Annotated in this window: 13 protein-coding genes and 2 pseudogenes; 7 read left to right on the forward strand and 8 right to left on the reverse strand. The window is 34.2% G+C overall.

Annotation, left to right across the window (positions count from 1 at the left end; genetic code table 11):
* The first annotated feature begins 1 nt into the window (after position 1).
* Complete coding sequence (locus VF726_RS17680; protein WP_440170651.1) at positions 2 to 1,126, forward strand: LPXTG cell wall anchor domain-containing protein; 1,125 nt, start codon at positions 2 to 4, stop codon at positions 1,124 to 1,126.
* Between the two features lie 64 nt (positions 1,127 to 1,190).
* Here VF726_RS17680 and VF726_RS17685 read toward each other — a convergent pair whose 3' ends face one another.
* Both VF726_RS17685 and VF726_RS17690 read right to left on the reverse strand, forming a co-directional pair.
* Positions 1,191 to 1,862 (reverse strand): ABC transporter ATP-binding protein, encoded by a 672-nt coding sequence (locus VF726_RS17685; protein WP_000202604.1) that lies wholly within the window; start codon positions 1,860 to 1,862, stop codon positions 1,191 to 1,193.
* Complete coding sequence (locus tag VF726_RS17690) at positions 1,862 to 2,926, reverse strand: ABC transporter permease (RefSeq protein WP_377854782.1); 1,065 nt, start codon at positions 2,924 to 2,926, stop codon at positions 1,862 to 1,864. The genes VF726_RS17685 and VF726_RS17690 overlap by 1 nt, the downstream gene beginning before the upstream one ends.
* A gap of 182 nt (positions 2,927 to 3,108) precedes the next feature.
* Here VF726_RS17690 and VF726_RS17695 point away from each other — a divergent pair, with 182 nt between their 5' ends.
* Positions 3,109 to 3,735: an ArsR/SmtB family transcription factor gene (locus VF726_RS17695; protein WP_440170654.1), complete on the forward strand. Its 627-nt coding sequence runs from the start codon at positions 3,109 to 3,111 to the stop codon at positions 3,733 to 3,735.
* Between the two features lie 214 nt (positions 3,736 to 3,949).
* Entirely contained in the window at positions 3,950 to 5,209 is a 1,260-nt protein-coding gene (locus tag VF726_RS17700; RefSeq protein ID WP_440170657.1) for an MFS transporter, read from the forward strand.
* Between the two features lie 110 nt (positions 5,210 to 5,319).
* On the opposite strand, the gene VF726_RS17705 is transcribed toward VF726_RS17700, so the two are convergent.
* Positions 5,320 to 5,784, reverse strand: a complete 465-nt coding sequence (locus tag VF726_RS17705) for a DinB family protein (protein ID WP_440170659.1) — start codon at positions 5,782 to 5,784, stop codon at positions 5,320 to 5,322.
* 163 nt (positions 5,785 to 5,947) lie between these two features.
* Here VF726_RS17705 and VF726_RS17710 point away from each other — a divergent pair.
* A pseudogene (locus tag VF726_RS17710) lies at positions 5,948 to 6,082 on the forward strand (MFS transporter); the annotation flags it as partial.
* 319 nt (positions 6,083 to 6,401) lie between these two features.
* Here the strand turns inward: VF726_RS17710 and VF726_RS17715 are convergent.
* From VF726_RS17715 to VF726_RS17725, 3 genes are all read right to left on the reverse strand, one after another.
* A complete protein-coding gene (locus VF726_RS17715; protein ID WP_440170662.1) occupies positions 6,402 to 6,905 on the reverse strand; it encodes a DinB family protein in 504 nt (167 codons plus the stop codon).
* A gap of 371 nt (positions 6,906 to 7,276) precedes the next feature.
* Positions 7,277 to 8,653, reverse strand: coding sequence for a sensor histidine kinase (locus tag VF726_RS17720; protein WP_440170664.1), 1,377 nt, complete (start codon positions 8,651 to 8,653; stop codon positions 7,277 to 7,279).
* Position 8,654: 1 nt separating this feature from the next.
* Entirely contained in the window at positions 8,655 to 9,332 is a 678-nt protein-coding gene (locus VF726_RS17725; RefSeq protein ID WP_000781966.1) for a response regulator transcription factor, read from the reverse strand.
* A 377-nt stretch (positions 9,333 to 9,709) separates the two neighbouring features.
* Here VF726_RS17725 and VF726_RS17730 point away from each other — a divergent pair, with 377 nt between their 5' ends.
* From VF726_RS17730 to VF726_RS17740, 3 genes and pseudogenes are all read left to right on the forward strand, one after another.
* Positions 9,710 to 10,300, forward strand: coding sequence for a hypothetical protein (locus tag VF726_RS17730; protein ID WP_440170668.1), 591 nt, complete (start codon positions 9,710 to 9,712; stop codon positions 10,298 to 10,300).
* A gap of 1 nt (position 10,301) precedes the next feature.
* A complete protein-coding gene (locus tag VF726_RS17735) occupies positions 10,302 to 10,478 on the forward strand; it encodes a hypothetical protein (RefSeq protein WP_440170670.1) in 177 nt (58 codons plus the stop codon).
* 163 nt (positions 10,479 to 10,641) lie between these two features.
* A pseudogene (locus VF726_RS17740) lies at positions 10,642 to 10,791 on the forward strand (FMN-binding negative transcriptional regulator); the annotation flags it as partial.
* 196 nt (positions 10,792 to 10,987) lie between these two features.
* On the opposite strand, the gene VF726_RS17745 reads toward VF726_RS17740, so the two are convergent.
* Positions 10,988 to 11,827: a YitT family protein gene (locus VF726_RS17745; RefSeq protein ID WP_440170672.1), complete on the reverse strand. Its 840-nt coding sequence runs from the start codon at positions 11,825 to 11,827 to the stop codon at positions 10,988 to 10,990.
* A 339-nt stretch (positions 11,828 to 12,166) separates the two neighbouring features.
* On the reverse strand, positions 12,167 to 12,436 hold the full coding sequence (locus tag VF726_RS17750) for a 2TM domain-containing protein (protein WP_440170674.1): 270 nt from the start codon (positions 12,434 to 12,436) through the stop codon (positions 12,167 to 12,169).
* Positions 12,437 to 12,514: the final 78 nt, after the last annotated feature.

Genomic DNA, 12,514 nt, shown 5'->3' on the forward strand with positions numbered 1-12,514 from the left:
TATGAAAACAAAACAAACAATTGCTGCGTCTACACTAGCTTTAGCAATGATTGCTGGCGCAAACTCTGCTCATGCGGAAGTAACTGATGCTACTCCTCAGCAAAGTACGGGAGATCGATTAGCTGAAATTAAGCAACATAGACAAGAGTTAGACGCGAAATTGCAGCAACACAAAGAAAACGTGGATCAAAAGTTGAATGAACTTAACCAAGTTAAGGAAAATGTTGATACGAAGGTTAATGAACTACATGAGCGTAAACAAGTTGCTGATGAAAAAATTAACGAAATGAAACAACGTAAAGAAGAGTTAGATGCAAAACTTCAGCAAGACAAGCAAATTGCCGAAGATAAAATCGCTGAAATAAAAGAGCATAAAAAACAAGTAGAAGACAAAGTTGCTGAAGTAAAAGAACATAAGCAAAATATCGATAACAAAGTGAATGAGATTAAAGAACATAAACAAACTGTCGATGAAAAAGTGAATGAAATGAAGCAACATAAAGAGAACATCGATCAAAAGGTTAATGAACTTAAGGAAGTTAAAAAACAGGTAGATGAAAAATTAGCTGAGTTAAAGAAAGCGAAACAAACTGCTGAGGACAAACTTGCTGAGCTAAAAGAAAATAAGCCAAATACTGGTAACACGTTAGAGGAACTTAAGAAAATTAAAGGCAATTTAGATAGTCTTTCCGCTAACTTAGAACTAGCTAAACAAGATGTAAAAAACAAACTAGCTGAATTACAAAAAGCTAGAGAAGATTTACTAAATAAAATTAACGAAATAAAACAAGCGAAACAAACTGTTTCAGACGATTTAACAAAGAAAAAACAAGACTTAGATATTAAAATCAACGACTTTAAACATACTGAGAAAAAAATTGAGGACAAATTAGCTGAGGTACATACTACGAAGCAAAATGTAGATAACAAAATTAATGAAGTATCTCAATCGAAACAAACGCAAACAGACAATAAAAATACTACTGCTCCAGCGAAAAACAATGCTAGAGAACTTCCTAACGCTGGTAGTGAGCAATCAAACAATATGGCTTTAGGTATGTTATCTGTATTAGGCGGGGTTTTATTAGTAACACGAAATAAAATTAAAACATTATTCTCAAAATAAAGCCCTTATAACTATACTTTATAAAAAGGACAACCGCACATTTATGTGCGATTGTCTTTTTTCTTTATATTAACTTTCCATCTCTAAGCGTCAATATACGATCACATACATCAAGCATTCTTTCATCATGCGTAATCATAATTGCTGCTTTTTGACTTTCTTTCACTTCACGTTTCATCATTTCCACAACTTCACGTGCACGTTTTGAGTCTAAGCTTGCTGTTGGCTCATCCGCTAATATTAAGTCTGGGTTGTTCATGAACGCACGAGCGATTGCGACCCTTTGTTTTTCCCCGCCAGATAGTTGATTTGGATAATGATTTTTTCTTTCTCCTAATCCAAATGCCGCTAATAAATGATCCGCACGCTTTTCTGATTCTTGTTTGTTTTCTTTTTTAAGCTTTGCAATATAAAGCAATTGTTCTTTTACATTCAAATATGGAACAAGATTTGCGAACTGGAAAATGAAGCCGATTTTTTTCAAACGAATGTCTGTCATTTCCTTTTCTGATAGCTTCGTAATATTTTGCTCACGAATGTAAATATCCCCTTTTGACGGTGATAATAACGCACCCGCGATTGATAATAATGTACTTTTCCCTGATCCAGAAGGACCGACGATTCCGATAAATTCTCCAGCTTTCACATCAAGCGACATCGGATGAAGGGCTGTTACTTCCGTATTCCCTTCTCCGTACACCTTACTTACTTTGTCTAATTTTAATAATGAAGTCATTACATCCCGCCTCCAATTGCTTCTAATGCATCAACTTTTAATACTTGGTATAACGAAATAAGTGTTCCTAAAATGCTAATTACGATAAAGATTGCTGCGTATTGTGCAATCATCGGTGTTGTTAATAAGAACGGCATACCTGCTGGTAAAATTTGTTCTAACCCTTGTACAAGAACGATGCTAATTACCATCGCAACGACTGATAAGAATAACGCCTGCACGACTAAGCTATTTGCTAAATAAGAATTCTTCGTACCGATTGCTTTTAATACGCCTAATTGCTGTGTTTTTTGCAATGTAATTACGTAGAAGAATACACCGATTAGTAATGCAGCGATAACAAGTAAGAACGCAATGATCATCGTCAATGTTCCTTGTTCTTCTTTAAATCCTGGAATACTTTGCAGCACTTCTTTTTTGTCAATTACATGTGCATTTTTAATCTCTTTATCTGTGTTAAGTGCAATTGCACTATAATCTTTTTGGTTTGGTTGTGAAATAGATCCCCATACATCTTCATTTACATACACAACTGGTGTATGGCTAAACATTTGATCTTTCGTAAATCCAACGATTGTAAATTCTTTCTTTGAAACAGGATCAATAATTGTATCCCCGATATCGATTCCTTTTTCTTTAATGGATTCATCAGCAACCATTTCGTTGTTTGCTGTACCTAATTTCTCACCTTTTACAATGTTCGGTTCTAAAAATGTATCGCGTTCACTTGAGAAAATCGCAACATCAACCTTTTTCGAACTATCTTTCTTTTCATATGTTGAAACTTTCACACGAAACGGAACTGCCTCTTTCTCGCCTACTTGATTTACTACGTTATCTACATCATCTTTCTTAATTTGTGAACGAAGTAATTTATTTTCCGCATCATCTGCTAAAACGAACTTATTTGCCTCCATATTTTGAATCGATGAAGCATTATCATATGATAGTCCATTTGCCAATCCTGAAATAACAAGAACTAAAAATGATAATAACACCATAATAAGTCCGATTAATCCGTATCGTAATTTTGATTGTTTTAATTCACGCAGAGCTAAAAACATTTCGCTCGCTCCTTCCTCTTTCTTTCTATGCACTTATCATAAAAAAGAATTATGAACGGAATATGAACAGAAGATTACAGAGGGGAAGATTTAATTTTCAGAAAGTATTGAAAATAATTAAAATCCTTGATACAATTCAGTCAAATAATCTTGACCGAGTAATTTCATTTAAGGAGTTGATTATGTTGAAGCCCATGTTAACACTAACTACTTATAGCCAACTAAAAGCAATAAGCGATCCACTACGTGTCGAAATGATGATGCGTCTATGCGAACGTCCTTATACAGGACAATTACTATCTGAGAAATTCGGCATTCCAAGGGCGAAAATTCATTATCATTTAAAAGAATTAGAAAAGAATGGTTTTATAGAAATTGTTTATACAGAAGAAAAGAATGGCATCATTCAAAAATTTTATCAATCTGTCGCTAGAGGCTTCACCCCTGCCGCAGATCTATTACCTCATTTAGAAATGTTAAGCGAATCAGGTCGCCAAATCTTTTTACAAATGACAGAAAGAACGAAAAACCACATTCTCACTGCACCAGAAGAAGCTTTTACATTACGAAAAGTAAGCGAAGACCCTGCTAATTGGAATTACGTTTCATCTTGCTGGGAATTTGATGCTACGCCAGAACAATTTCAAGTGTGGGTGAAAAAATTTCATGAATTGATGGCTGAATTAAATGAAATCGCAAAAGACGCGGATAAAGATCCAAATAGTAAATCTTATTACATTTCTACTACTGCACTGCAAATCGACGAACGAGCAATGCAGCGATATGTGAAAAAAGAAGAAAAATCGTAATACGATTTTTTTTACATAAACGGTCAAATTTATTTTACCGAATAAATTTATCCGACATTAACGGTCAGTGAAACTCCAACCTCAAAATTCAACTAAAAAAGAAGTTAAGTGGGAGATTAACTTCCCGTAAACGTCCGATTGGTTCAACTAATAATCAGTGGGGATGAACCTCCCACTGATTAAAGTTTCACTTTATTATAAAGGAGTAGATTAAATGGACATATTGAAAAACCGGAATTTCCTCTTACTATTTTTAGGGAGAATTTTTACAAACATAGGAGATAGCTTATACTATGTAGCCGCGATGTGGCTCGTATATAAGCTAAGTGGTAATCCTTTTTATTCTGGATTGGCTGGTTTTCTTACATTATTACCTTCTGCACTTCAATTTCTTACCGGTCCATTCGTTGATAGATGGTCAATCAAAAACACCCTCGTCATCACACAAGTTTTGCAATGCATTCTTATATTAATCATTCCTATTACACACTACTTCGACCTATTAACAGTTCAACTACTACTCATCATCATGCCCATCGTAGCCTTTATCGAACAATTCGCCTATCCCGCACAATCAAAAGCTTTACCACTTCTACTGCATAAAACACAATTATTAAAAGGAAATTCACTCTTTTCATTTGCGTATCAAGGCATTGACTTAATTTGTACGACTCTTTCTGGCATATTAGTAGCACTATTTGGCGCAATCACTTTATATGTAATCGACTCTTTTACATTCGCGATTACTGCCCTATTGTTCTTTTCATTGAAAATGCCAAAGCAAACTGAAGCAGGCACAACACTTTCAACCAAGCAATATTTCTCTGATTTAAAAGAAGGTTTTTCGATCGTCTTTCGTTCATTAATGGGCGTATTTTTAATCGGTTCAGTTGTCGCTAATTTTTCAATCGGTATGACGATGGCAATACTCCCTTCTTTCGCTGATTCTTTAGGTGGTGTGAAATTATATGGTTTCTTCTTAGCTGCTATATCAGCAGGTAGTCTCATCGGTGCATTATTCAGTTCATGGGTTGGCAAACGTAATGTTGGCCGTGTCTCCATTATTAGCTTTGCGACTGGCGCTATCTTTTGGTTTCTCTCTACGATTATACCGTTTCAATGGATGTCTATTTTCTTATTCGGTCTAGCTTGGATTCCAATTGGAGCTACGAACATATTGTTTGCGACAATTAGTCAAATGGTAATTCCAAATCAATATATTGGACGCATCAACTCAGTTATGCGGAGTATGGGCACAATTGCGATGCCATTTGGTTCTTTAATTGGCGGATACACCGCAAATGTATTTAGTAGCCAACTCATTTTCGCACTCGCTAGCATCGGGATTTTCTTCATTTCTCTCGTATGGTTACTTCATCCGAAATTACGAGCATTGCCAAAAGCTGATGAGATTACAGCGGATACTTTTGGAGTGCAGTTTAAGAAAGAGCGCGGGAAAGGTGCGGCTTTATAACAGAACAAACATAACCCCGTTTTAAATTAGGGACGGGGTTAAAAATATAACAATAAAGTCGTTTGAATATCTAAAATTTATTCAACAATAGCGCCAGCTCAAACGTTCAGTTAACGCTTTGATGGCCATGTCCCCTGCATTTTCCTTAATTGAATAATTTGGCCTGTATGGTAAGCATCATGAAGCATAATGTCCAGTAATTTGCCCTCAAGAAAATTAAGCTCTTTTTCGGAAATTGCACTTAATACCTGCCTTAAATTACGCTGAGCATTTTCAGAACGGACAACGACTTTCTTCCATTCCATATCATCATTAGATTGCTTAGTAAAATAAAAGGTGTCATTACCGTCAAGATTATGAGTCCATTCACGACCTTCCAAGTTTGCAGCAAGCCTCTCTTTGTAATAAATGAGATGATTAACGTTCTCCCAAATCGTATTCGTTTCCTCACCAGATGGTTTCCACATAGCCTGTTCAGCTGTAAGTCCTTCTATAGCATGTTTAAACGGTGCATACCAACTCTCTTTATCGAATGTTGAATCTAGTACGTTTAATAACAAATCAATTCGTTTCAAAGTAATTTCCTCCCTACACGGTTCAATTTTAAATACAATCCTGATAACTCTGTAGAGATTCTACATATTCAAATAAACTTCCTGCTGATCTTATGCCACAAATCGGTCCCATTATGGCATAGTAGGACTCACATTTTTTTAATATTTTTTTCACTTACGAAACATCGAGGTTTTATTCAGTTCTCTCGAATGAATACTTCACCCGAAATTACGGTCATTACCGAAAGTTGATGAAATTACAGCAGATACTTTTGGAGTTCGGTTTAAAGTAGAGCGCGGGAAAGGCACGGCTTTATAGCAGAAAGAAAACATTATCTAATCCATAATGTTTAGTTATGATAAAATTATTTAATTTAAAAAGCTCAAACAAACATAACCCCGTTCTAAATTTAGAACGGGGTTAAAAATATAGTTGTTTCATTTTGTATGTAAGATACTTTACTACACTAAAAAATATAACAATAAAGTTATTCAAAAATCTAAGTTTTATTCTACAATAGCGCCCATTTGTGGAAAATCAAGATGATGATTTTGATTGCTGCCTGTTTCCTTTTGACTAACGCACCGGTTTAAAAACGGAACCATTTAAAGGAGATTTGCGCTTGAGTAACTCTGTTTTATTTTGAATATAGGTAAAGTCCAAAATCTTGCATAACGGAGGTTTGCCCCATTTGCCGCAACATGGTAGCTATATTGCCACGATGATAAGAACCATGGGTGACAACGTGAAGTACTGATTCAGAAATAGAAGTTTCAAGCAACCCAGCATATGGGTTGTTCACCACTATCACCTTATCAATATCTTCTTGACTGTTTAAAAGGGCTTTGTTTCGTTCGGATAAGTCTTGAAATAATTTTTTCATTCCCTCAATATTTTTCGTTTCTACCTGTTCTCTCAATTGGTTTGTAGACACCATTGCTTCATTCATACTTTTACCTAATATAATGTCAAACCACGCGTAATCTGTAAGATAAATGTGCGACAACACCTTTGATACCGAAGAAAAACCACTCTGAATTTCCTTATGATAAATGTCCTGTGGTAGTTCTTTTAAACGATCAATTATCACTCCATTTGCCCATACGTGGTATTTGTACATTATTAATGCGGGGTGTGTCATCTTAAAGTCCCTCATTTCCAATAGTTTTTTCGTATTGAAACAATTGATGCCTAAAAGATAAATAATTTTTCTATAAATTCTGTTGTTCAATTTATTTATTATTCCATTTTATTTATAATATTCCTTCCTAAACTAATCTGACTTGTTACCATAAGTACATTCCTTCACAACCCCTATTTATTCACATGGATATCTAAATTAATCACAAATTGTTATTCAAGGCTATGGCCCAATTGTGGAATAGACTGACTCGCATTTTTCAAACAACTTTTTATCACTTTACACGTAAGTGATAATATATCAGCGATTTTTCGATTATATCGACTTACCGACAAAAAAGAGACCGTTCCAAACAGCCTCTTCCCTTGCATTTATTTCGGAAGCTCCACCTGAACAGTAGTCCCTTCCCCTTTCGTACTATACACTGAAACGTTTCCGTTATGCAGTTCAATAATTTTCTGCACGATTGATAATCCTAAGCCACTACCTTCTACGTTTCTCGCTCTTGCCGTATCTACTTTGTAAAAACGATCAAATATACGGTCCATTTCTTCTTTTTCCATGCCGATTCCATTATCGGAAATCGAGATGATGACACTAGACTCTAACTCTTCCACGAAAAACTCAATCGTCCCAGCATCGTTTGAAAACTTAATACTATTCGTAAAAATATTACTCCATACTTGATGAAGTAAGTTTTCATCACCTTGAATTGTAATGTCCGGCACATCAAATTCAACAGCGATATCTTTTTCACGCCATTTCCATTCGAGCATAAAAATGACATCTTTAATTTGCTTCTGCAAATTGAATTCTTTTCTTTGCAACACTTTCTCTTCTTTATCTAATGACGCTAGCGTAAGTAACTGTTTACATAAACTAGACATTCGCTTGCTTTCGCCCTCAATAATTTGTAAGTAATGGTTTCTTTCTTCATCACTCATCTTTTCTGTTTGCAAAGTCTTCGAAAAACCTTGTATAGAAGAAAGCGGTGACTGGAATTCATGTGAAACGTTCGAAACGAATTCTTGTCTCATTTCATCAAGTTCTTTAATACTTTTCGTCATCTTTTGGAAGCTTGTAGATAACGTTCCTATTTCATCTTTTCGTTTTACGTCTAATTCAATTTCATATTCACCACTCGCAATTTTTTGCGTAGCCTTCGTAAATTTACGAATAGGACGAACGATGTAACCAGCTGCAATCGCTATAAAAACAATACTCAATAGTACGATAAACCCAAGTAATACCGCTAGAAAAATTCGCATCTCGCCAAATTGGTTCTGAATGTCAGGACGAATAAATAATGCGTACTGTTTATCACCGTGTTGTACTGGTACACCGACGCTATTAATTAATTCATTATCGAAAAATCCTGTAATAAAGAGGCGCGTTGGATACGTGGAAACACCATTAAATGTCTCCCCCCGCAATACTTTATGAACGGTATCATCACTAATGGACGTCTTACGAAACGCATTACCGATACGCTTTCCATTCTTTTGATCATCGACAATATAAATTTCATATCCTAATTTTGCAATAGAATGTAAATATGCCTCTTGATTTCCTTCACTTTGCTTTTCATATAATGACTTAACTTCTTCCGCATACGTTAAAATCTTCTCACTGTTATACGGTTTTAACTTCACTTGATAATATACGTTCGTTAATAAAAAGCCGATAATACTACTAAGCAGCATAATACCGACTGTCATAAATACAAACCTAGAATATAGTGATTTCATTTTATTTCAACTCCAACTTATAACCGAGTCCGCGCACCGTTGTAATTTGAAAATCATCTGTTCGTTTTGAGAATCGATCTCGTAGTCTCTTCACATGAACATCAACTGTTCGTTCATCCCCTTCAAAATCCATTCCCCATACTAATTCAATTAGCTCTTCTCTTGAAAATGTTCTTCCAGGATAACTAGCAAGTTGTGATAATAATTCAAATTCCTTCAGCGGTAGTAAAATCGTCTGCCCGTTACACTTCACTTCAACACCTTTACGATCAATCGTCGTCCCGTGAAGTGTAATAATGTCTGCACTCAGCATTTGATAACGGCGCAGTAATGCTTTCATACGGAAAATGACTTCAGCTGGCTCAAATGGTTTTACAATATAATCATCCGTACCGGAAATAAACCCTTTTTCTTTATCGACTAACTGATCTTTTGCTGTTAATAAAATAACCGGAATATCATGATACTTACGAATTTCTTCACATAACGTATAGCCGTCAACGAACGGCATCATAATGTCTACAATCGCAAGATGAATGTTTTCCTTCTCTAATACTTCTTGCGCTACCTTTCCATCTTCCGCTTCAAAAACTTTAAACCCCTCTTTTTGTAAATGGTAATGCAACAATTCTCTAATATGCTTATCATCATCAGCTAATAAAATATGTATCATCTTCATTAAACCCTCTCTTGTTCATCCTTCTACATGTCTTACATTAAGAAACAATTGGTTTTTTTGCAAGAAAAAGAAAAGCCGAATGCTATGATATGGTTTCTTGCAACAAATGTATAAAGCCTTGTTAGCTTGAAGAAGATTGAAAAACAGTCAGTCTTCAAATGAATAAGTAATATAAAAATTATATACTTATACTAGTTAAATAATATTTTAGTTTGATCTCTATCTAACATATAACTTCTTTCATTCTTATGCGATGTAAATTCACTTTTAAAAATATAAAAAATATATAATAAAAAAAATTATACAAGGAATTACACATTATTAATTGAATATATTTACTAAGGTTGGAAAAATTTAGAATTGACGGATGGGAATTAATGTTTAAAAAAGCAGTACTCATTTCTACTACAGTTTTAGGTTTTATGCATTTCATACCGGGGGCTGATGCTTTAGCTAAAGAATCAGTTCCAACACAAAATTTAAAGGTTTCAAATACAGAATTTAATTTGGATAAACAGACGTTGACATCTATTAATGAAGTTCTAGAAGAACAAGAAATAAATTGGGGAGAAATAGAAAAACTTAATACTATTGCTAACGAATCCCTTACATTGGTAAATGAGGATAGGTATGTCTTTGATTCTTCAAAGGCACTTGAATTAGGCCTTACTCCTGAACAAGCAACAAATTTAAAAAATGGATATGAATCTTTAAGTTCATCAGAAGTTCTAGCTTTTGAAAATATAAAAAAAGATAAAGTTGAATTTCCAGGACCAGATCCAATCTCTACAGTTGTTCCTGTTATTATTACAGTAGGAGCTCTTATAAATGCACTTTTAGCAATAGGTGCTGCTTGGTTAGTAACAATAATATTGGAATTAGGAGTAGATACTGCTTGTAAAAGGTGGAAATACAGTTCTAAAGCACCTAAAATTTTTAAAGCTTTTTGTGATATGAAGGGGTGGTAATTTGACTTTTGCAAATATATTTATGATTTCATTTATGACTCTTATTGGTTATAAGATCTTAGAGTTGTTCCTGCTAATGATTTTGATGCAAAATATTGATAAGATAAAACAACGAAAAAAAGGTTTTATATATGAACTTGCAAAAATGAAATTAGGAGAAAAATTTAGTCATTTATAATTCATTAGATTGATTAGTGTTGTATTTCCAACCGAAAATAAAGAATTGTAATTTGAGCGGTCTCTCAGCTTGTCTGAGAGACCTTTTTCATTTAATAGTATGCAATATGTAGCTTTTGAAAACATGGTTATTGTAGACAGCATAATATTTATTAATTTCATAAGTGGAAGACATCCCGTCGGCATATAAATTAAGTCAAAATCGAAATGAGACTGATTATATTAACATTATTGAGAAATTGTACGATGAAGAAAATCCAGATGCAAAACAAATGGCGGAACTCATGGGGAGTAGATTAAAAAATCGCATATGACCCATTGTTATTCAACTCTCACATTTCAAAATTAAAGAACAGACTGGAGCGCTTTATCGGCGGTTTTCTTTAGAACGTAAAAGATTGAACTGAAAGTGACTGTCGTTTAATTAAAAAAGAATCTATTTTGAAAAAAGACTATTCAAAATAGATTCTCACGTTTTAGTATTAAGATTATTTTAAGCAAAAATAATTTCTAAGCCTTAGAAATATCAACAAATCCTTCTCCAAACACATCACGAACATCGTGTATAGCGATGAACGCAGCTGGATCCGTAGTTTGAACAATCCTTTTTAGCTTCACTACTTCTTGCTTATTAATAACAACATAAAGAATTTCCTTCGGAGTTTTCGTGTAATATCCATGACCTGAGTACACCGTAACCCCTCTGCCCATTAAGGTAGTTACCTTCCCGGCAATGTCATTCGGGTTATCAGAAATAATCGTAATAGCCTTCTTCGGATTTAAACCTTCAATTACAAACTCCATCACTTTCGTTGCTACATATAGCATAATAATTGTTATCATCAGTTTTTCTGCACCAATGATGAAATAAGATGAAAACGCAACAATTAAATCGAAGAACAGTAAACCATAGCTAATGCTCCATCCTAAATATTTATGCGTCATCCTTGCTAAGATGGTAGTACCTGCAGTTGTTCCGCCAACGCGAATAATAAGACCAATCCCGCATCCGATAAATATTCCACCGAAAATGGCATTTACGAGCATTTCATCCGAGGCAATCGTCCATCCCTCTGTCAAATGAAGGAATAGCGAGTTCGTAACTACAGCGATAATCGTATAAATTGTTGTGATCTTATTTAAAAATTTATAACCGGCTATTAACAAAATCGCATTTAAAATTAAGTTCACTAAGCCCGGTGACCATTCAAATAAATAGTACGTAATAATCGTGATACCTGTTACCCCGCCCTCACCAAACTCGTTCGGGATAACAAACAAATTGACACCTAACGCAAAAAGAAATGCACCGATAATAATAAAAATAATGTCTGTCGTTCTTTTTTTCATACAGTACCTCACTTCTTATGTAAATATTTATTCTGTCATAAACTCTCACCATTATATCGTGGAATATTCAAATCGAACAGTGGTTTATTTTTATTTTAATATAGGATGATAAAACAACTTTATCCTATACCCACATGTAATTTAAAAAGTAAAACAACTGTATTTATTATGTACTACAAGTAAAGTTTTGATTTCACATGCAATTGACACTAAAAAAATGAATATCAATATTCACTCGCACTAACTTCGAATACAAAGCAAATAGGCGAAGCTATAGAATAGGCTTCGCATCAAGCATTTGATTGTAGAGATTTATATTCATACATTCCAAAAATAAATTCACTTATCTTTCTCCATATACTCTTTAATCTTTCGTTCTTCCCACTCTTTTCCGAATATCCCAACTGGAAAAGTTGTTAAACCGTGTATAACGATACCAATCCCCCAACCTCCAAGTGGATATAAAAACCATAATTTACTGGAATCAGAGCTTATATTTATAATAAAAAGCATTAAGTTCACTAATATATAGACCGTTAAATGAATATAAAACGCTTTTAAATTCTCCACCCTTTTTTTAGCTCGTAAATAATTCTCATTTCGCTCCATATGTAAACACCTCTTTCATTATTGTATTTTTTAAATTCGCTCCGATTTAAACATCATATTCTAGTCGGATATTCCTTA

Origin of the sequence: Bacillus sp. Brlt_9 (assembly GCF_051948935.1) — a bacterium.
Taxonomy (GTDB): Bacteria; Bacillota; Bacilli; order Bacillales; family Bacillaceae_G; genus Bacillus_A.

Bases quoted from the DNA above. Each gene is read 5' to 3' on its own strand.
- VF726_RS17715 (WP_440170662.1), bottom strand. From the start codon at position 6,905: ATGACACACCCCGCATTAATAATGTACAAATACCACGTATGGGCAAAT.
- VF726_RS17700 (WP_440170657.1), top strand. From the start codon at position 3,950: ATGGACATATTGAAAAACCGGAATTTCCTCTTACTATTTTTAGGGAGA.
- VF726_RS17680 (WP_440170651.1), top strand. From the start codon at position 2: ATGAAAACAAAACAAACAATTGCTGCGTCTACACTAGCTTTAGCAATG.
- VF726_RS17685 (WP_000202604.1), bottom strand. From the start codon at position 1,862: ATGACTTCATTATTAAAATTAGACAAAGTAAGTAAGGTGTACGGAGAA.
- VF726_RS17745 (WP_440170672.1), bottom strand. From the start codon at position 11,827: ATGAAAAAAAGAACGACAGACATTATTTTTATTATTATCGGTGCATTT.
- VF726_RS17720 (WP_440170664.1), bottom strand. From the start codon at position 8,653: ATGAAATCACTATATTCTAGGTTTGTATTTATGACAGTCGGTATTATG.
- VF726_RS17690 (WP_377854782.1), bottom strand. From the start codon at position 2,926: ATGTTTTTAGCTCTGCGTGAATTAAAACAATCAAAATTACGATACGGA.
- VF726_RS17725 (WP_000781966.1), bottom strand. From the start codon at position 9,332: ATGAAGATGATACATATTTTATTAGCTGATGATGATAAGCATATTAGA.
- VF726_RS17695 (WP_440170654.1), top strand. From the start codon at position 3,109: ATGTTGAAGCCCATGTTAACACTAACTACTTATAGCCAACTAAAAGCA.
- VF726_RS17730 (WP_440170668.1), top strand. From the start codon at position 9,710: ATGTTTAAAAAAGCAGTACTCATTTCTACTACAGTTTTAGGTTTTATG.
- VF726_RS17750 (WP_440170674.1), bottom strand. From the start codon at position 12,436: ATGGAGCGAAATGAGAATTATTTACGAGCTAAAAAAAGGGTGGAGAAT.